This window comes from Rhizobium sp. BK650, assembly GCF_014195325.1.
Lineage (GTDB): Bacteria > Pseudomonadota > Alphaproteobacteria > Rhizobiales > Rhizobiaceae > Rhizobium.
The window spans coordinates 168,892-187,075 of record NZ_JACIBK010000008.1 but is presented as its reverse complement, the minus strand read 5'-3'; the positions used below and the strand labels follow the sequence as shown (position 1 = coordinate 187,075).

The window sequence follows — 18,184 nt, the reverse complement described above, 5'->3', positions numbered from 1 at the left end:
GGCCGCTTTCATGTTCAATCTGCGATGTCTGCCTGAAGCGATTAGTCTTGACCGACCATGCCCTGCAGCCGGGTCATTTCCATGATGAAGTGCTCGAGTTTGGACTTGTGCTCATGATGCACGACATCCTCAAGTTCCTGCTTCGCAGCTTCGATGCGGCGGGTCAGTTCGTCCTTATTGAGTTCTTCCACCGGAACAGCAGATTCAGCAAGCAGCGTGCAGCCGGTCGGCAGGATGTCAGCGAAACCGCCGAACACGACGTAATCCTGCTTCGAACCGGAAGAAGAGCGAACACTTACGATGCCCGGCTTGATGGTCGTCATCGCCGGTGCATGATTAGCCATGACCGTCATCTCACCTTCGGTGGCGGGAATGACGACCTCAGTCACCATTTCCGACAGCAGCAGGCGCTCCGGCGAAACGAGCTCAAAGTTGAAATTGTCAGCCATCAGTGACTTACCTTCTCGGCTATGGCTTTTGCATCTTGCAATTTGGTCCCGCAGAACGGGCAGTGCATCATCGCGTAATCGAGATAACCGAGACCCTCCTCGGTCTGAGCCAACCCGACGACCATCATCATCACGCCATTGTCGGCCCGGTAGATGGTCGGCGCCGCCGGATCAGGAAGCTCTGCCACGACACTTTTGAGAGTGTCGCAGCAGAATATCTCGTCGTGAGCGTCGCTCATCAAGCAGCAGCGAGCTTCTTGGCCTTCTCGACGGCTTCGTCGATCGATCCAACCATGTAGAAGGCTGCTTCCGGCAAGTGGTCGTACTCGCCGTTGACGAGACCCTTGAAGCCCTTAATCGTGTCTTCGAGAGCAACCAGCTTGCCCGGCGAGCCGGTGAAGACTTCAGCAACGAAGAACGGCTGCGACAGGAAGCGCTCGATCTTACGGGCGCGGGCAACCGCCAGCTTGTCTTCTTCAGACAATTCGTCCATGCCCAGGATGGCGATGATGTCCTGCAGAGCCTTGTAGCGCTGCAGCGTCGACTGAACCTTACGAGCGATCTCGTAGTGCTCTTCGCCAACAACAAGCGGGTCGAGCATGCGCGACGTAGAGTCGAGCGGGTCAACGGCCGGGTAGATGCCCTTTTCAGCGATCGAACGCGACAGAACGGTTGTTGCGTCAAGGTGGGCGAACGAGGTTGCCGGTGCCGGGTCGGTCAAGTCGTCGGCAGGAACGTAAATGGCCTGAACCGAGGTGATCGAACCCGTCGTCGTCGTGGTGATGCGTTCCTGCATCTGGCCCATATCGGTGGCGAGCGTCGGCTGATAACCAACGGCCGAAGGAATACGACCGAGCAGAGCAGACACTTCCGAGCCAGCCTGCGTGAAGCGGAAGATGTTGTCGACGAAGAACAGAACGTCCTGGCCCTGGTCGCGGAAATGTTCAGCAACCGTCAGACCGGTCAGAGCGACACGAGCACGAGCGCCCGGTGGTTCGTTCATCTGGCCGTAAACGAGCGCAGCCTTGGAGCCTTCACCGCCGCCATGCTTGTTGACGCCCGACTCGATCATTTCATGGTAAAGGTCGTTGCCTTCGCGGGTACGCTCACCAACGCCTGCGAAGACCGAGTAACCACCGTGCGCCTTGGCGACGTTGTTGATCAGTTCCATGATGAGAACGGTCTTGCCAACGCCTGCACCGCCGAACAAACCGATCTTGCCACCCTTTGCGTAGGGAGCGAGAAGGTCGACGACCTTGATGCCGGTGACGAGGATCTGCGCTTCCGTGGACTGTTCGACATAAGCCGGAGCATCCTGGTGGATCGCGCGCTTGTGAGCGGTATTCAGCGGACCTGCTTCGTCGACCGGCTCGCCGATGACGTTCATGATACGGCCGAGCGTTTCGTCGCCAACCGGAACCGAGATCGGCGCGCCGGTATCGGTAACCTGCTGGCCGCGAACGAGACCTTCGGTCGAGTCCATGGCGATGGTGCGGACTTCGTTTTCGCCCAGATGCTGAGCGACTTCGAGAACCAGGCGGTTGCCATTATTGTCAGTTTCGAGCGCGTTCAAAATCGCCGGCAGTTCGCCTTCGAAAGCAACGTCGACGACGGCGCCGATAACCTGGGTGACTTTGCCGACAGAGCGGGTAGCTGCCTCAGCCATTTTCTTACCCTCTTTTCCTAACTCAGAGCGCTTCCGCGCCCGAAATGATTTCAATCAGTTCCTTGGTGATCTGAGCCTGACGCTGACGGTTGTAGCTCAGCGTCAGCTTGTTGATCATCTCACCAGCATTGCGCGTCGCATTGTCCATCGCGCTCATCTTGGCGCCCATTTCACCAGCAACGTTCTCAAGGAGAGCGCGGAAGATCTGGACAGAGATATTGCGCGGGATCAGATCATCGAGGATCGACGACGGATCCGGCTCGTATTCGTAGACGGCGCCGGCATGGCCAGCATCCTCGGCGACGGCTTCGGGAGCCTTCGCCGGAATGAGCTGCTGCGCGGTCGGAACCTGGCTGATCACCGACTTGAACTCGGAGTAGAACAGCGTGCAGACGTCAAAGTCACCGGCATCGAACATCTCGATGATACGCTTGCCGATCTGGTCGGCATTCTCGAAACCGATCTTCTTGACGTCGCGCAGCTCCTTCCGCTCGACGATCATCGACGCGAATTCGCGACGCAGGATGTCATAGCCCTTCTTGCCGACGGTGAAGATCTTCACCGTCTTGCCTTCAGCGACGAGCCTGCGAACATGATCGCGCGCGAAGCGGGCGATCTGCGAGTTGAAGCCGCCGCACAGGCCGCGCTCGGCCGTGCAGACGACGAGCAGGTGAACCTGGTCCTTGCCCGTGCCGGTCATCAGGACCGGCGCGCCGTCCGCATCGGTGACAGCTTTGGCGATGTTCGCCAGAACCGCGTTCATACGCTGCGAATAAGGCCGGGCGGCCTCGGCCGCCTCCTGCGCGCGCCGAAGCTTCGCCGCGGCGACCATTTTCATCGCCTTGGTGATCTTCTGCGTCGCCTTGACGGAGGCGATCCGGTTTTTCAGATCCTTAAGTGAAGGCATCCGTTATCCGTCCTAACCTAGGGCCCGATTACTGGAAAGACTTGGCGAAGCTGTCGAGAGCAGCGGTCAGTGCGCCCCTCGTTGCATCGCTGATAGCCTTTTCCGTGCGGATCGTGTCCAGGATGGCAGCGCCTTCCGAACGCAGGTAGGACAGCAGGCCCTGTTCGAACTTGCCGACCTGAGCAACAGGCAGCTTGTCGAGGTAGCCGTTGACGCCCGCGAAGATCACGGCAACCTGCTCTTCCGTCTTCAGCGGCGAGAACTGCGGCTGCTTCAGGAGTTCGGTCAGACGTGCGCCACGGTTCAGCAGGCGCTGCGTTGCAGCGTCGAGGTCCGAACCGAACTGGGCGAAGGCAGCCATTTCGCGATACTGGGCGAGTTCACCCTTGATCGAGCCGGCAACCTGCTTCATCGCCTTGATCTGGGCCGAAGAACCGACGCGGGAAACCGACAGACCGACGTTAACGGCCGGACGAATACCCTGGTAGAACAGGTCGGTTTCGAGGAAGATCTGGCCGTCGGTGATCGAGATGACGTTGGTCGGAATAAAGGCCGAAACGTCGTTACCCTGCGTTTCGATGACCGGCAGCGCGGTGAGCGAACCAGCGCCCTTGTCGTCGTTCATCTTCGCAGCGCGCTCAAGAAGACGCGAGTGCAGGTAGAAAACGTCGCCCGGATATGCTTCGCGGCCCGGCGGGCGGCGCAGCAGCAGCGACATCTGGCGGTAGGCAACAGCCTGCTTGGACAGGTCGTCATAGCCGATCAGCGCGTGCTGGGCGTTGTCACGGAAGTATTCGCCCATTGCGCAACCCGCGAATGGAGCAAGATACTGCATCGGAGCCGGATCGGAAGCCGTAGCGGCAACAACGATCGAGTACTTCAGCGCGCCGCGCTCTTCCAGAACCTTGACGAACTGGGCAACAGTGGAACGCTTCTGGCCGATGGCAACGTAGACGCAGAAAAGCTTGTCCTGGTCCGGGCCGTTATCATGGATCGGCTTCTGGTTCAGGAACGTATCGAGAATGATGGCGGTCTTGCCGGTCTGGCGGTCGCCGATGACGAGCTCGCGCTGGCCGCGGCCAACCGGGATCAGAGCGTCGATAGCCTTGAGGCCGGTCGACATCGGCTCATGAACCGACTTGCGCGGAATGATGCCCGGAGCCTTGACGTCGACGCGCGCACGGCGGGTCGCGTTGATCGGGCCCTTGCCGTCGATCGGGTTGCCGAGAGCGTCGACAACACGGCCGAGCAGTTCCGGACCAACCGGAACGTCAACGATCGCGCCGGTACGCTTGACGGTGTCGCCTTCCTTGATGTCGCGGTCGGAGCCGAAAATAACGACACCGACGTTGTCGGATTCAAGGTTGAGCGCCATGCCGCGGATGCCGCCGGGGAACTCGACCATTTCACCAGCCTGAACATTGTCCAGACCGTAAACGCGAGCGATACCGTCACCAACGGAGAGAACCTGGCCGACTTCCGAGACTTCTGCCTCTTTGCCGAAGTTCTTGATCTGGTCTTTAAGAATTGCGGAAATTTCCGCAGCGCGGATATCCATCAGCCGACCTCTTTCAATGCAAGCTTAAGGGTAGAGAGTTTGGTACGAAGAGACGTATCAATCTGACGGGACCCGACCTTGACGATCAGACCACCAAGAATTGACGGATCAACCGTGACAGCAATTGCCACGTCTTTGCCGGTGACGCCCTTCAGCGCCGCCTTCAATTCGTTTTCCTGCTCTGCAGTCAGAGCGTGGGCCGAAGTGACTTCGGCAGAAATTTCGCCGCGCTGGCTGGCAGCAATGATGCGGAAGGCCTTGATCATGCCCGGCAGGGCAAAGAGGCGGCGGTTACGCGCCACGACCTTCAGGAAATTGGCAAAGAAGCCGGAGATGCCAGCCTTTTCGCTGATAGCGATGATGCCCTTGAGCTGATCTTCTGCGGAGAAAACCGGGCTGAGAACGAAGCGCTTCAGGTCGTCGCTTTCGTCCAGAATGGCCTGGAACCTGTCGATATCGGCGGTCACGCTGTCGACGGCGCCTTCTTCGAGCGCTAGCTCGAAAAGCGACGAGGCATAGCGCTCTGCAACACCAGAAGTAAGCTGGGACGTGTCTGCCACGGGCACAAATTTCCCTGATTTCAATTCAAAATCCGACTTCCGGCGGGCGCCGAACCTATGACTTTGAATTCGTTTTGATTTCCCCCAGAAATCGCAAGAGAAGCCTCTTGCTTCTTCCGAAATTCGGGGTCCGTCTAACATAGGATGTTCGGACTCGCAACACGCGTAACGCCCGAATACGTGTTTCGCTTGATTTTCTGCCTGCAAAATAACGGAAACGTCCGAAAGCGGCTCGCAGAATGCTCCATTTCGGCCTTCAATCAGCGTTGCAGGAAGCCGAATACATGGAGCAGTGGCAATCCCGCTATAGCCGCCTGCACAACCAAAAGTAAATAGTTAAGGAGAGTGCTCCCCTTATCTGACAGGATGGAAATAATGCGTGCAAAAGCCGCCATCGCAAAGGCTGCTCCGAGCGCCAGATAGGTCCAGTCCTGCGCAAGCATGATTGCGGCAACGCCGAGACCAAGGTAGAGGCCGCCCATTGACCGGATTTCGCTGAAGCCTTCGCGCCGCTCACCGCGCGGTGCCAGGCCAAAGGCACGCATGGCAAGGCCTGGTGCGAACATAATGACGAAGCCGGCAAGTGCAGTGAAGGCGGCCGCGCCGAAGGCAAGCTGCTCGCCAAATTCCGTCGGAAAGTAGAATTCCATGCCTCGCCCCAAATCACCTCGCTGATTCTGCATTTATGCCATGATCGGCAACATCCCGAAACGCTGTGCGGAAATGATCTACAGGAAGCTCTGCGGATCGATGTCGATCTGCACCTGAACCGAGCCTCGCTCTTTCGGCGATTGAGATAGCATCGCCCGCAGATAGGCTTGCATGTCGGAATTCCGGCGTCCATGAACCAGCAGGCGGAAACGATGGCGGCCGCGCACCAGCGCCAAAGGTGCCTCCGCCGGCCCGAGGACGGTAATGCCCGACACCTGCGGCGCGGCGTTGCGCATGCCGCGCGCATGGTTTTCCGCATCGTGCCGCGTGTCGGCCGACACGATGATCGAGGCAAGCCTGCCGAACGGCGGCAGGACCGCGCGCTCGCGTTCGCTGATTTCGCGGTCGTAAAAGGCTTGGGCATCGCCGGAAACGATCGCCTGCATAACAGGGTGCTGCGGCTGATAGGTCTGCAGCAAGCCGTGGCTTTTAAGACCCGTTCGGCCTGCACGGCCCGTAACCTGCGACAGAAGCTGGTAGGTTCGCTCGGCCGCACGCGGATCACCGTTTGCAAGTCCGAGATCGGAATCGATGATGCCGACCAGCGTCATCAGCGGAAAGTTGTGTCCCTTGGCAACGAGCTGGGTGCCAATAACGATATCCGCCTCGCCCTCGGCGATGGCGTCGAGCTCCAGCCGCAGACGCTTCACGCCGCCCATGATGTCGGACGAGAGCACGATGGTTCGCGCATTTGGAAAATGCCGCTCCACCTCTTCGGCGATACGCTCCACGCCAGGTCCGCAGGCAACCAGATGGTCGAGCGTTCCGCATTCCGGGCAAGCCTCCGGGGTGGACTCGGAATGGCCGCATTGATGGCATTGGAGCTGCCGGCGGAAGCGATGCTCCACCAGCCAACTTGAACATTGCGGGCATTGGAAGCGATGGCCGCAGACGCGGCAGAGCGTGAGCGGCGCGTAACCACGGCGATTGAGGAAAAGCAGGGCCTGCTCGCCCCTTTCTACCGTCTTGCCGATCGCCCTGATCAGCACCGGCGACAGAAAGCCGCCGCGTTCAGGAGCATGGCGCCGCATGTCGATCAGGTGCAGATCAGGCAACGCCGCATCGCCGAAACGCGTCGGCAGGTGGATCGTGCTGTAGCGCCCGCTCTGGCCGTTGACCTGGCTTTCGACCGACGGTGTCGCCGACACAAGCACGACGGGAAAATCGCCGATCCGCGCCCGCACGACGGCCATATCGCGCGCATTGTAATAGACGCGATCTTCCTGCTTGTAGGCCGGATCGTGCTCTTCATCGACGATGATGAGGCCGAGATCCTCAAAGGGCAAGAAGAGCGCCGAGCGCGCACCGGCAACCACTCGCACCTCACCTGTTACCGCCTGCCGCCAAACCTTCTCACGCATGCGCGGCGCAAGATCGGAATGCCACTCGGCAGGCTTCGCGCCGAAGCGATCCTGGAAGCGCTCAAGAAAACTCGCCGTGAGCGCGATTTCCGGCAGCAGGATCAGCACCTGCTTGCCGCGCCTCAGCGTTTCGGCGATCGCCTCGAAATAGACTTCGGTCTTGCCGGAACCGGTCACGCCGTCGATTAACGAAACCGTAAATTCGCCCTTGCGTACTTCGTCGAGGATTTCTTCCGCAGCGTCCTTTTGCGGGCCGCCGAGGCGTGAGCCGGCAAAGTCCGGGTCGGGCTTGGCAACGACAGGTGGCGGCGGCAGGAAGATCGTCTCGAAAATTCCCTGCGCGATCAGCCCGTCGACGACACTAGTGGACACACCCGCGGCATGTGCAAGGCCGATGCGTGTCCAGGACAGCCCATCCGCTGCGGTATCGAGCACGCGGGCACGCGCCGGTGTCATCCGTTCCGGCTCGCCGCCGACGAAGCGCAATCCTTCCACCATTGGCTCCGGCTCTAAAGCATTCGGCGCCCTCAGCGCCATGCGCGCCACGAGCCCCGGCGGCGATAGCGTGTAAGCTGCCACCCAGTCGATGAAATCCCGCATTTCCTTGTTGAGCGGCGGGCAATCGAAGACATGGGTAATGGGCCTCAGCTTCTTCGGGTCGACCCCGTCTTCGCCGCCATCCCACACGACCCCGATCACCTGGCGCGGCCCAAGCGGCACCTGCACGACCGAGCCCGGCTCGACCCCCATACCTTCGGGCACCGAATAGGAATAGGGTTTTGGCGCCGGCATCGGCACCAGCACCGGAACCGTACGGTTCACGAGCGGGGCTTCGAATAGTACTCCAAAGAGATCGGACGAATCTGTACTCATCGCGGCAGACCATGCCCGCAACGGTCTAAAAATGGAACCCGCCGACAGCAAGGGTTACAAGTCATCGTCGTCTTCATCGGCGATGGCTCCCGTCAGCCGCATGCCTTCGATCCAGGTGGCGCCATTCTCGCGGATAACCTTTCGAGGCCGGACGCCACAGCGGTCACGCACGGCGTCAGCCAAGGGTACTGAATGGGTAACGATCCAGACCTGACTGCTCTTTGAAGCTTCCGCGATCATATCGGCGAGCGGCACCAGCATATCGGGATGCAGGCTCGCCTCCGGCTCGTTCAGGGCGATGAGCGCCGGCAGCCGATAGGAGAGCAATGCGGCCGCAAGACCAAGAAAGCGGATCTGCCCGTCGGACAACTCGCGCGGGTGAAAGACGCGCTGCGGGAAATCTGGAAGCATCAGTCCAAATTCCGCCGTCTCGCCCGGTTCCGGCACGACGAGCCGCGCTCCGCCGAGTGCCGATGCGACAATACGATCAAGCTCCACCGTATCCTGCCGCGTGTGCGCAAGCGTCGCAAAGACGGCGGCGAGATTGGCACCATCCTCGTCCAGCATGGGACTGGTGACGGCAAGGCAGGGATGACGAAGTGGGGAGGCCCTGTCCGTGCGAAAACCATGAAAGAAGCGCCAGTTGTTGACGATGCGGCGGAAGGCGGCAATCTCAGGAAAATGGCCGGCGTCCCCAAGGAGCGCGATCGCGGTCTCCGATGTTAGCGCCTCTTCCCGATAATCCTGCATCCGACCGGCACCATCTCGAACGGAGATGCCGGGACCCGCGCGCTTCATCATCACCACCGCGCGGCGGCCCGTTTCGACGGAAAGCTCCTCGGTCTTGATTTGCGGCTCCAGCGCGAAGCCAGCCGCCGCCTTGGGCGGGCGCAGCCCCGCCTCGACATAGTATCGGAACGTGACTGCGCGCTCCTCGTCGACCACCTCCACTTCCAGCCCGATTCGAGCAGGCCCATCGGATGTGCGGCGCGGTCCGGACCAGAGGGCGGAGAGCATGCCGCCTTCAGCAGCAAGCTCATAGGCAAGCTGCCCGCGAACAGCCGCCTGCACAAGCTGCAGGGCGCGATAGAGATTGGACTTGCCGGCACCGTTCTCGCCGAGAAAAAGCGTAGTATCCGCCAGATCCATGCGGATCGAGCGCAGCGAGCGGTAATTCCTGGCAAACATGGAGCGGAGACGCATGCCTTCGCTTTAACCCAAACCAGCGCTAAAAAGAATGGGCAGCAAGCGGTTCCAGCGCCGGCTCGCGGGCGACCGGAACGAACTGCGCGTTGCCGTCAAAGGCAAGTGCTGCGACAGTATGTTGCTCCAGAGCCTTGGTCACTTCATTGATGTCGCCATCCAGATGCTCGACCGGGATGAGGTCCCCGACCATGAAATCGAATCGATCGCCGCGCTTGTTCAGGAGCTCATGGAAAACCGTCATGTCGCGCAATTCCGTCGACCACTTTGCGAACCAGTAAAACAGGCCGGAATTGCGCGCCGTCATGTGAACCGGAAGGATCGGCAGGCCGTATTTGCGGGCAAGACCAACGGCAGATGTTTTCCACGGCCGCTCGTTCAACCGCCCGTTCGCCCAATAAGCGATGCGGCCGGACGGAAAAAGCACGGTTGCCTTGCCTTCTTTCACCGCATGATTGGTCAGCTGCAGCGTCTCGCGCGTCTTCAGCTTGCTCTTGAACTCATCGCGCCATTCGACCGGGATGATGATTTCTGCAAAGCGCGGATTGACGCGCACCGCATCGCGGTTGGCAAAGAACATCATGTCCGGGCGGCGCGTCTTCAGAAGATCAAAGACAGCAACTCCGTCAGCAATACCGGTCGGATGATTGCTGACGAGAATGAAGCCACCGGATGCAGGGATGCGGTCGGCGTTTTTAACAGTGATATCGAGCGTCAGCAGATCGCTCATATATTCGAACGACTGGAAGCCAGGCATGTTGGCGACGTCATTGGCGAATTCGATCGCCCTATTATAGCGCAACAGCGTGTAGAGAAACGGACGCATGACGGGCCAGAGCGGATGACGGACGATCTTCTGTCCGCGCTCAGCGATCAGCGTATCGACAATATGGCCGGGTTTTCCGTGCGAGACCAGGGCAATCGCTTCCGCAAGCTGTCCGAAAGCCGTCATGGAGTCGCGCCGTGCCATAAAAATTCCTGTCTTAACGGAGCTACAAGCTATCTCAGTGAATTATGATCGATACATGACAAGAGCTTGGCCAGCATTAGCAATTCCATAACACCACTGTTTCAGAATTGGGGGCATGGAAATCAAATTCAAGAGCCGTGGCAGTGAATGAACTTCTGATCATCGCCGATCCACACCTGATGACGGAGCGCAGCGCCTGGCTTGAAAATCTTGCGCGCGAACGCCGCCTTTCCGAGCATACGCTCGATGCCTATGAGCGCGACACACGCCAATTCCTGACCTTCCTCACCGGGCATCTCGGCGGCCCGACGACGCTGCCAGACATCGAGACGCTGCGCCCGGCCGACTTTCGTGCCTTTCTGGCCGCCCGCCGCCGGAATGGAACTGGTGCCCGCTCGCTCGGCCGCAATCTCGCCGGCCTTCGCTCCTTTCTGCGCTACTTGGAACGCAAAGGCCTCGTCAACGCAGCAGGCGCGGGCGCGATCCGTTCGCCAAAGCAGCCAAAGTCCCTTCCAAAGCCTTTGTCGGACAGGCAAGCGGTCACCGTCGTCGGAAGCGATGCGCAGCTTCACGATGAGCCGTGGATCGCCGCCCGCGACGCGGCTGTCATGACGCTTCTCTATGGCTGTGGTTTGCGTATTTCCGAAGCTCTCGACCTGACGCCCGCCGATATCAAGGCGGGCACGACGACGCTGCGCATCACCGGCAAAGGCAACAAGACGCGCCTCGTACCCTTGCTGCCGGTCGTCCTCGAAGCCGTCGAAAAATACCGCAAGCTCTGCCTCTTTCATCTCGATGAAAGCGAGCCGCTTTTTCGCGGTGCCCGCGGCGGCAAGCTACAGCCTGCCATCATACAGCGCACCATGCAGAAGCTGCGAAGCGCCTTCGGCCTGCCGGAGAACGCAACTCCGCATGCGCTGCGCCACTCCTTTGCGACGCACCTACTTGCCGGCGGCGGCGACCTGCGCACGATTCAGGAATTGCTCGGCCACGCCAGCCTTTCCACCACCCAAGTCTATACCGGCGTCGATGCATCAAGGCTTCTGGAAGTGTACGATCGCGCACATCCGCGCGCGTAATCCTTCGTTAACACTGTCTCTTAAAGGAATATGCGCAAGCGCGGCGTAGAGCATGAGGCTCGAAGCACATGTGACCGGATTACCATCATGACGATCTCCATCGGGCACCGCATTTCCCATATGGCACGGCCAGGCAGTATCCTGCTCTGGCTGATTGCCGCCTTTCACATGCTGCTGGCCGTGGCATTGCTCGCGGTGATCTTCTCCGTGACACACGCCGACGCTGCTGAAGATAGCTGCGCGGGAAAGAACCTGCTCACCGAACTGCAGCAGAATGAACCGGCCCGTTATGCCGAAGCGGTGAGGGAAGCGGATGGCACCCCCAACGGCAAGGGCATCTTCTGGAAGATTGAAAAGCCCGGCCTTAAACCCTCTTGGCTGCTTGGCACCATGCACGTCACCGATCCGCGCGTCCTGAATCTGCCCTTGCGCGCCCAGACCGCCCATGACGGCGCCGATACGATCATCATCGAGTCAGACGAAATTCTTGATGAAAAGAAGGCGACAGCGTCACTGCTGATGCGGCCGGACCTGATGATGTTCACGGACGACACCACGATCGAAAAGCTTCTTTCAGCGGAAAATTATACCCGTCTCGAAGCTGGGCTGAAGCAGCGAGGCATTCCGCTCTCCGCCGTTTCCCGCATGCGCCCATGGATGATCGCAAGTGCCGTCGCTCTTCCCGCCTGCGAGATGGCCCGCAAGGCCAAGGGCGCGCAGTTCCTCGACCAGAAGATCGCTGCCGATGCGGCTGCCGAAGGCAAGCAGGTCAAGGGACTGGAGACTCTGGCCGAACAGCTGCAGGCCATGGCTGAGCTACCCGTCGAATTTCATCTGAAGTCGCTGATCGAAACCCTCGAACTCGGAGCCAAGATGAACGACGTGGTCGAGACCATGACCGAAATCTATCTCTCTGGCGATATCGGCCTCACAATGCCGATGCTGAAGACCGTCACGCCCGAAGGCAGCGACGAGGATAACGACTACGCCGCCTTTGAGCAGCGCGTCATCCTCGACCGCAATAAGGTGATGGCCGAACGTGCCGCACCGATCCTTGCCAGCGGCAACGTCTTCATGGCCGTCGGCGCCCTGCACCTTCCGGGCAAGGAAGGTGTCATCGAACTGCTGCGTCGGCAGGGTTTCACGATCACGGCGGTCAATTGACGGCCTTAACCGACGGTCATGCGCCGCAAGACGTCGGTCTTCCAGTAAAACTGGTGAACCAGCGCGCCAAGGACATGCGCAGAAATGACAATCCAGAGGATGACCTTCAGGATATCGGCATGCAGCGCGCTCAATGCTTCCATCCCAAGATAATAAACTGCGATGCCTGAAGCTGGTAAGGCGAGCAATAGCAGATAGAGACTTGCATGTGCCAGCCGCGCAGCGAGCCGAAAGACCGCCGGCTCGCCTGCTGTTTCAGGCGGCACGCCCTGCACAAAGCGCAGACAGAGCCTGAGGATCGTCACCAGCAGGATTCCTATACCGACATAGGCGTGTATATTGGCCGAAGCGATCTGTTCCGGCGAAGGCGTGCCACCATGGCGGACAAGCCGCTGCCAGGTGTTCATGCCATCAGGCAAAAGAAGATTGAAAAGGACCAGGAATACGGTCGCCCAATGAAGGAACCGTTGGGAGAGGCTGTAGCTGATAACGACGCGATCACCCATTTTCTTGTCTTTCGTCAAATAGTTAACACATCATGCCTACAAATAAAAATGCCGCCGGCCCGAAGGCAAGCGGCATTATAAATGATTGCTGATATTTAATCTTACATATGGATCGGCTTGAAGAAGGCGGCAAGTGCAGCTTCCTTCACGGCTTCCGACATGGTCGGATGCGCATGGCAGGTGCGACCAAGATCTTCCGCCGATCCGCCGAATTCCATCAGCACGGCGATCTCGTGAATCATCTCGCCGGCGCCGAAGCCGACGATATGGCCGCCGAGCACACGATCCGTTTCCTTATCGGAGAGGATTTTGACGAAACCATCCGTCGCCAGCATGGCGCGGGCGCGGCCGTTTGCCGAAAACGGGAACTTGCCGATCTTGTAGGCGATGCCTGCGGCCTTCAGCTCCTCCTCTGTCTTGCCGACGGACGCGACCTCCGGCTGCGTGTAGACGACGCTCGGGATGACGTCATAGTTCACATGGCCGTGCTGGCCGGCGAGGATTTCGGCGAGCGCGACGCCCTCGTCTTCGGCCTTATGCGCCAGCATCGGCCCCTTTACAACGTCGCCGATCGCGTAGATGCCCTCGACATTGGTCTTGAAGTGACTGTCGATCTCGACGCGGCCACGATTGTCGAGTTTGACGCCGGCTTCCTCCAGACCGAGGCCGGCCGTGTAGGGGATACGGCCGGTGGAGATCAGAACGACATCGGCTTCGAGCGTCTGGGCAGCACCGCCAGCCACCGGTTCGAAAGTCACCTTCGCGCCCTTGTCGCCCTTTTCGACGCCGGTCACCTTGGAACTCAGTTTGATGTCGACGCCTTGCTTGCCGAGCATGCGCTGGAACTGCTTGGACACATCGGCATCCATCGCGCCAAGAATCTTGTCGAGGAATTCGATGACGGTAACCTTGGCGCCGAGACGCGACCAAACCGAGCCGAGCTCGAGGCCGATGACACCGCCGCCGACGACGATCATCGTTTCCGGCACCTTTTCCAGCGCAATGGCGCCGGTGGAAGACACGATGATCTTCTCATCGATATCAACCTTCACGCCGGGAATGCCGGCGACGTCGGAACCCGTGGCGATGACGATGTTCTTGCCTTCGATTTCCTGAACCGTGCCGTCTTCGGCGGTCACAGAAACCTTGCCGGCAGAGACGATCTTGCCAGTACCATGGAAAGCTTCAATCTTGTTCTTCTTGAACAGGAATGCAACGCCGTCGACGTTGGACTTTACCGTCGCATCCTTATGCGCCAGCATCTTTTCAAGATTGAGCTTGGGAGCGGCTATTTCGATGCCAAGCTCTTCCATGTGATGCGTTGCGTGGAACATTTCGGAAGCATGCAGCAGCGCCTTGGAAGGAATGCAACCGACATTCAGGCAGGTGCCGCCATAAGTGGCGCGCTTCTCGACAACCGCGACCTTCAGGCCAAGCTGGGCAGCCTTGATTGCCGCGACATAGCCGCCAGGGCCGGTTCCAATAACAATCACATCATAGGACATTGCTTTTTCCCTTTACGTTATTGACTAGCGCCCGCCGCTCACATTGAGGATCGCGCCTGTTATGTAAGATGCCGAAGGCGAAAGCAGATAGACGATCGCATCGGCTACTTCTTCCGCCTGCCCGGCTCGCTTCATCGGGATCGATGACGCCATTTCTTTCGGCCTGTCCGGTTGTCCGCCGGAGGCATGAATATCCGTTTCGATGATGCCGGGCCGGATCGCATTCACCCTGATGCCTTCAGCCGCGACTTCTTTGGAAAGTCCAACGGTTAAAGCATCGATGGCTGCCTTGGAGGCGGCATAGTCGACATATTGCGCGGGCCCGCCGAGCACTGCGGCCATGGAGGAGATGTTGACGATCGCGCCGCCCTGCCCACCATGCGCGGTCGACATGCGCCGCACCGCCTCGCCGGCGCAAAGGATGGAACCGGTCACGTTGATCCGCATCATCCGCTCAAGGCGCTCAGCCGACATTTCATCAACACGCGCGGTGTAATCGACGATACCGGCATTGTTCACCAGCCCGTCCAGCCGCCCGAAATGTTTGTCGACCGCCTCGAAAATCGAGACGATATCGGCGGCATTGCCGACGTCGCCCTTGATGGCGATCGCGTCGCCGCCGGCCTTCTTGATCTCCGAAACGACGACATTTGCCGCAGCCTCATTAGAGGCGTAGTTCACGGCGACACGCCAGCCATGGCGGGCGGCAACCAAGCACGCGGCAGCACCAATGCCGCGGCTGCCGCCGGTCACGAGCAGAACGGGACCATCAGTCATTGTGCGCATCCTTTGAAATCGAGGACATCCCACGGCGCGACCTTTGCCTTGCCGTCACCCCAAGCTGAAGACTGGCGTATCGCCGGGCCGAGGCCGGGAAAGACGATCTTTTCCGCCGCCGGGCTGTCCCCGGACTGAAGATTGTCGAGCCCTCCACCAGCGCTTGCGCGATAGACGAAACCCTGCCAGACCATGCAGGCATCGAGATCGGCGCCGGTGACATCGCCATCCGGGCAGTTGAACATCACCATACCCATAGTTCGCTCCGGATCGTCAGAGGACATGACATAACCATTCATGACGACAGGGCTCTTCAACGCGCTGAGCTTGAACTGATGGGTCGAGGCCATGGCCTCGGAGGTAATCGGCGAGAAGCGCAGTTCATAGGCACCGTCACGATCTCTATAGATCGCGCTGGCCTGCTTGCACTCGGCAGCGATGGCGGAAACCGGCACCCAGGACAGTGCGGCCATCACGATCGCTGCCAGACCTTTCCGTTTTATCGCCATATGTTCCCCACCCATTATAGGCTCGGCTTTCTGCGCCCGTCAGCGTTCTTGATGACCTGGAAATCCGTCAGCAGCACCAGTGGATGCTCGTCTTTGTCCATACCCCAGAAGACTGGATAGAAGCCGTCGCCCGAGCCGCTCCAGAAGATCGCGACATTGCCCTTCTTGCCGGCCACCGGCCGGTGCAAGGCATAGACACCCTTGTTGCCATCGAGCTCCGGGGCGAGCACGTCGTCATAATAATTCGCGTCGGAATCGGGCTTCTGAACCTGTACCTGCTGCTCGCGCTCCCCGATCAGATCGAGCGTGTCGGCATCCATGTAGCTGCCGAGGCCTGCATCGACGGGGTAGCCGAAAATCTCGTCATCCCTCAGCGTAGCTACGTCCTGACCGGGAACGGTCGCAAGCTCCCAATGATCGGGCTTGCCCTCGGCAAAGCGCATGCTTGCAGCCGCAACCCGTCCGAACGCCTCATAGAGCCGCACCGGATACTCGCCGGCAGGAACCGTTTTTGCCAATGCCGGCCGGTCCGGCTGTGCCAGGGGATCGGCGGCAACGATACGGCCCGAGGTGAGCTCGACATTGCCCATGTCGACGGTCTTGATGGAGCGTGCCGAAAGCTCCGCATCGCTGAGCGACACGAGGTCGAAATTGCTGCTCGCCTTGTTCACATCAAAGGCAAAAGCCGAGACCGGGATGAAGGCAGTCGTGGCGCAGAATACTGCGCCCGCCGCTCGCATGATCCGGTCTCGCATGGCAGATCGCTCCGCTTAGAGGTCCAGAACCAGACGTTCCGGATCTTCCAGGCTTTCCTTGACGCGCACGAGGAAGGTCACGGCTTCCTTGCCGTCCACGATGCGGTGATCGTAGGAAAGCGCCAGATACATCATCGGCCGGATGACGACCTGGCCCCCGATCGCAACCGGACGCTCCTGGATCTTGTGCATGCCAAGGATGCCCGACTGCGGGGCGTTGAGGATCGGCGAGGACATCAACGAACCGTAGACGCCGCCATTGGTGATGGTGAAAGTGCCGCCCTGCATCTCGGCCATTGAGAGCGAACCGTCGCGGGCTGCCTTCGCAAGGCGGCCGAGTTCCTTCTCGATTTCGGCGATCGACATCTGGTCGGCGTCACGGATGACCGGGACGACAAGGCCCTTATCCGTGCCGACAGCCATGCCGACGTGGCAGTAGTTCTTGTAGATGATGTCGGTGCCGTCAATCTCGGCGTTGACGGCCGGCAGTTCCTTGAGCGCATGCGTGACAGCCTTGGTGAAGAAGCCCATGAAGCCGAGTTTCACGCCATGCTTCTTTTCGAAGACATCTTTATACTTGTTGCGCAGGTCCATGACGGCCTTCATGTCCACCTCGTTATAGGTGGTCAGCATGGCGGCCGTGTTCTGTGCATCCTTGAGGCGCTTGGCGATCGTCTGGCGCAGGCGCGTCATCTTCACGCGCTCTTCGCGAGCGGCGTCTTCCACCGTCGACGGACCGCGCGCTGCAACAGGCGCAACAGGCGCAGCCGCCGGTGCTGCGGCAGCCTTGGCGACTGCAGCAATGACATCACCCTTCAGGACCTGGCCGCGCTTGCCGCTGCCATCGACCTGATCGGCCGAGAGGTTGTTTTCTGCAAGCATCTTTGCAGCAGCCGGAGCCGGCGGCATGGACGAGACGGAAGCGGACGGAGTAGCAGCGGCAGCAGCCGATGCGGCAGGCGCAGCAGGCGTCGGGGCCGGAGCCGCGGTTGCTGCTGCCGGAGCTGCGGCAGCAGGAGCAGCAGCGGCAGCCGCACCTGCAGCGATCTGGCCGAGAAGCGCGCCGAGGCCAACCGTCTCGCCAGCCTGAGCAACGATTTCCGAAAGCGTGCCGGAAGCCGGGGCCGGAACTTCGATGGTCACCTTGTCGGTTTCAAGCTCGAGAACGGGTTCGTCAGCCTTCACGGCGTCGCCGACCTTCTTGAACCAGGTGCCGACGGTTGCCTCGCTGACGGATTCACCGAGTGTTGGAACGCGGATTTCTGTGGCCATTGTTCAAATCCTGATTGTGCTTGTTATCGTGTTAGATAGCGGTCCCGGTCTGCGGCCGGAGAATGATTGAGGGCATTGGGGAGATATCGAAACGGAAACCGAAGCTGGAAGTGATGATCGGGTCCGCGTCGGCAAGCGCCTTGGCTGCCGCCTGATCCGCAACCTCGACGACCGCAATGCCGAAAGCCCCTCCAGCCTCGAAGACGGGACCGACGGCAATCGCCGATCCCGCAAGGGCGTGCTGGTGCCAATATTCGGCATGGCGCTTCATCGCCGCCATTTCCTCCCCGGTCCCGTCATGCGGGAATGTCGGGCGCGGCGGCACGAGTCTCATGAAGAAATATGCCATCGCGTCCCCC

19 protein-coding genes are annotated in these 18,184 nt (G+C 60.0%); 2 read left to right on the top strand and 17 right to left on the bottom strand.

Annotation, left to right across the window (positions count from 1 at the left end):
- Window positions 1-41 precede the first annotated feature (41 nt).
- The 10 genes from FHX15_RS20150 to FHX15_RS20105 form a co-directional block, all read right to left on the bottom strand.
- The gene (locus FHX15_RS20150) at window positions 42-449 is read right to left on the bottom strand and encodes a F0F1 ATP synthase subunit epsilon (RefSeq protein ID WP_184400127.1); all 408 of its coding nucleotides are present in this window, start codon (window positions 447-449) and stop codon (window positions 42-44) included.
- Window positions 449-688: a hypothetical protein gene (locus FHX15_RS20145; protein ID WP_184400126.1), complete on the bottom strand. Its 240-nt coding sequence runs from the start codon at window positions 686-688 to the stop codon at window positions 449-451. Before FHX15_RS20145 ends, FHX15_RS20150 begins: the two co-directional genes overlap by 1 nt.
- On the bottom strand, window positions 688-2,115 hold the full coding sequence (gene atpD / locus FHX15_RS20140; RefSeq protein WP_184400125.1) for a F0F1 ATP synthase subunit beta: 1,428 nt from the start codon (window positions 2,113-2,115) through the stop codon (window positions 688-690). Before atpD ends, FHX15_RS20145 begins: the two co-directional genes overlap by 1 nt.
- Window positions 2,116-2,137: 22 nt before the next feature.
- Window positions 2,138-3,022 (bottom strand): F0F1 ATP synthase subunit gamma, encoded by an 885-nt coding sequence (locus FHX15_RS20135; protein ID WP_184400124.1) that lies wholly within the window; start codon window positions 3,020-3,022, stop codon window positions 2,138-2,140.
- 28 nt (window positions 3,023-3,050) lie between these two features.
- Window positions 3,051-4,580, bottom strand: a complete 1,530-nt coding sequence (atpA, locus tag FHX15_RS20130; protein ID WP_184400123.1) for a F0F1 ATP synthase subunit alpha — start codon at window positions 4,578-4,580, stop codon at window positions 3,051-3,053.
- Entirely contained in the window at window positions 4,580-5,146 is a 567-nt protein-coding gene (locus FHX15_RS20125; protein WP_184400244.1) for a F0F1 ATP synthase subunit delta, read from the bottom strand. Before FHX15_RS20125 ends, atpA begins: the two co-directional genes overlap by 1 nt.
- A gap of 254 nt (window positions 5,147-5,400) precedes the next feature.
- A complete protein-coding gene (locus tag FHX15_RS20120; protein ID WP_184400122.1) occupies window positions 5,401-5,790 on the bottom strand; it encodes a DUF4345 domain-containing protein in 390 nt (129 codons plus the stop codon).
- A gap of 78 nt (window positions 5,791-5,868) precedes the next feature.
- On the bottom strand, window positions 5,869-8,085 hold the full coding sequence (locus tag FHX15_RS20115) for a primosomal protein N' (protein WP_184400121.1): 2,217 nt from the start codon (window positions 8,083-8,085) through the stop codon (window positions 5,869-5,871).
- A 54-nt stretch (window positions 8,086-8,139) separates the two neighbouring features.
- Window positions 8,140-9,288, bottom strand: coding sequence for an AAA family ATPase (locus FHX15_RS20110; RefSeq protein ID WP_184400120.1), 1,149 nt, complete (start codon window positions 9,286-9,288; stop codon window positions 8,140-8,142).
- 25 nt (window positions 9,289-9,313) lie between these two features.
- Window positions 9,314-10,258 (bottom strand): GNAT family N-acetyltransferase, encoded by a 945-nt coding sequence (locus FHX15_RS20105; protein ID WP_184400119.1) that lies wholly within the window; start codon window positions 10,256-10,258, stop codon window positions 9,314-9,316.
- A gap of 143 nt (window positions 10,259-10,401) precedes the next feature.
- On the opposite strand from FHX15_RS20105, the gene FHX15_RS20100 reads away from it, so the two are divergent.
- Both FHX15_RS20100 and FHX15_RS20095 read left to right on the top strand, forming a co-directional pair.
- The gene (locus tag FHX15_RS20100) at window positions 10,402-11,337 is read left to right on the top strand and encodes a tyrosine recombinase XerC (RefSeq protein WP_184400118.1); all 936 of its coding nucleotides are present in this window, start codon (window positions 10,402-10,404) and stop codon (window positions 11,335-11,337) included.
- A gap of 87 nt (window positions 11,338-11,424) precedes the next feature.
- Entirely contained in the window at window positions 11,425-12,501 is a 1,077-nt protein-coding gene (locus FHX15_RS20095; protein ID WP_184400117.1) for a TraB/GumN family protein, read from the top strand.
- 5 nt (window positions 12,502-12,506) lie between these two features.
- Here FHX15_RS20095 and FHX15_RS20090 read toward each other — a convergent pair whose 3' ends face one another.
- The 7 genes from FHX15_RS20090 to FHX15_RS20060 form a co-directional block, all read right to left on the bottom strand.
- Window positions 12,507-13,007, bottom strand: coding sequence for a cytochrome b (locus FHX15_RS20090; protein ID WP_184400116.1), 501 nt, complete (start codon window positions 13,005-13,007; stop codon window positions 12,507-12,509).
- 101 nt (window positions 13,008-13,108) lie between these two features.
- A complete protein-coding gene (gene lpdA / locus FHX15_RS20085; protein WP_184400115.1) occupies window positions 13,109-14,512 on the bottom strand; it encodes a dihydrolipoyl dehydrogenase in 1,404 nt (467 codons plus the stop codon).
- Window positions 14,513-14,536: 24 nt separating this feature from the next.
- Window positions 14,537-15,289 (bottom strand): SDR family oxidoreductase, encoded by a 753-nt coding sequence (locus tag FHX15_RS20080; protein WP_184400114.1) that lies wholly within the window; start codon window positions 15,287-15,289, stop codon window positions 14,537-14,539.
- Window positions 15,286-15,798 (bottom strand): hypothetical protein, encoded by a 513-nt coding sequence (locus FHX15_RS20075; RefSeq protein ID WP_246779006.1) that lies wholly within the window; start codon window positions 15,796-15,798, stop codon window positions 15,286-15,288. Before FHX15_RS20075 ends, FHX15_RS20080 begins: the two co-directional genes overlap by 4 nt.
- Before the next feature lie 14 nt (window positions 15,799-15,812).
- Window positions 15,813-16,553 (bottom strand): DUF4241 domain-containing protein, encoded by a 741-nt coding sequence (locus tag FHX15_RS20070; protein WP_184400112.1) that lies wholly within the window; start codon window positions 16,551-16,553, stop codon window positions 15,813-15,815.
- 15 nt (window positions 16,554-16,568) lie between these two features.
- The gene (odhB, locus tag FHX15_RS20065; RefSeq protein ID WP_184400111.1) at window positions 16,569-17,825 is read right to left on the bottom strand and encodes a 2-oxoglutarate dehydrogenase complex dihydrolipoyllysine-residue succinyltransferase; all 1,257 of its coding nucleotides are present in this window, start codon (window positions 17,823-17,825) and stop codon (window positions 16,569-16,571) included.
- 31 nt (window positions 17,826-17,856) lie between these two features.
- Window positions 17,857-18,174 (bottom strand): YciI family protein, encoded by a 318-nt coding sequence (locus FHX15_RS20060; protein ID WP_184400110.1) that lies wholly within the window; start codon window positions 18,172-18,174, stop codon window positions 17,857-17,859.
- Between the last annotated feature and the right edge of the window lie 10 nt (window positions 18,175-18,184).

Bases quoted from the DNA above. Each gene is read 5' to 3' on its own strand.
- FHX15_RS20150 (WP_184400127.1), bottom strand. From the start codon at position 449: ATGGCTGACAATTTCAACTTTGAGCTCGTTTCGCCGGAGCGCCTGCTG.
- FHX15_RS20145 (WP_184400126.1), bottom strand. From the start codon at position 688: ATGAGCGACGCTCACGACGAGATATTCTGCTGCGACACTCTCAAAAGT.
- atpD (WP_184400125.1), bottom strand. From the start codon at position 2,115: ATGGCTGAGGCAGCTACCCGCTCTGTCGGCAAAGTCACCCAGGTTATC.
- FHX15_RS20135 (WP_184400124.1), bottom strand. From the start codon at position 3,022: ATGCCTTCACTTAAGGATCTGAAAAACCGGATCGCCTCCGTCAAGGCG.
- atpA (WP_184400123.1), bottom strand. From the start codon at position 4,580: ATGGATATCCGCGCTGCGGAAATTTCCGCAATTCTTAAAGACCAGATC.
- FHX15_RS20120 (WP_184400122.1), bottom strand. From the start codon at position 5,790: ATGGAATTCTACTTTCCGACGGAATTTGGCGAGCAGCTTGCCTTCGGC.
- FHX15_RS20115 (WP_184400121.1), bottom strand. From the start codon at position 8,085: ATGAGTACAGATTCGTCCGATCTCTTTGGAGTACTATTCGAAGCCCCG.
- FHX15_RS20110 (WP_184400120.1), bottom strand. From the start codon at position 9,288: ATGCGTCTCCGCTCCATGTTTGCCAGGAATTACCGCTCGCTGCGCTCG.
- FHX15_RS20105 (WP_184400119.1), bottom strand. From the start codon at position 10,258: ATGGCACGGCGCGACTCCATGACGGCTTTCGGACAGCTTGCGGAAGCG.
- FHX15_RS20095 (WP_184400117.1), top strand. From the start codon at position 11,425: ATGACGATCTCCATCGGGCACCGCATTTCCCATATGGCACGGCCAGGC.
- FHX15_RS20090 (WP_184400116.1), bottom strand. From the start codon at position 13,007: ATGGGTGATCGCGTCGTTATCAGCTACAGCCTCTCCCAACGGTTCCTT.
- lpdA (WP_184400115.1), bottom strand. From the start codon at position 14,512: ATGTCCTATGATGTGATTGTTATTGGAACCGGCCCTGGCGGCTATGTC.
- FHX15_RS20080 (WP_184400114.1), bottom strand. From the start codon at position 15,289: ATGACTGATGGTCCCGTTCTGCTCGTGACCGGCGGCAGCCGCGGCATT.
- FHX15_RS20075 (WP_246779006.1), bottom strand. From the start codon at position 15,798: ATGGCGATAAAACGGAAAGGTCTGGCAGCGATCGTGATGGCCGCACTG.
- FHX15_RS20070 (WP_184400112.1), bottom strand. From the start codon at position 16,553: ATGCGAGACCGGATCATGCGAGCGGCGGGCGCAGTATTCTGCGCCACG.
- odhB (WP_184400111.1), bottom strand. From the start codon at position 17,825: ATGGCCACAGAAATCCGCGTTCCAACACTCGGTGAATCCGTCAGCGAG.
- FHX15_RS20060 (WP_184400110.1), bottom strand. From the start codon at position 18,174: ATGGCATATTTCTTCATGAGACTCGTGCCGCCGCGCCCGACATTCCCG.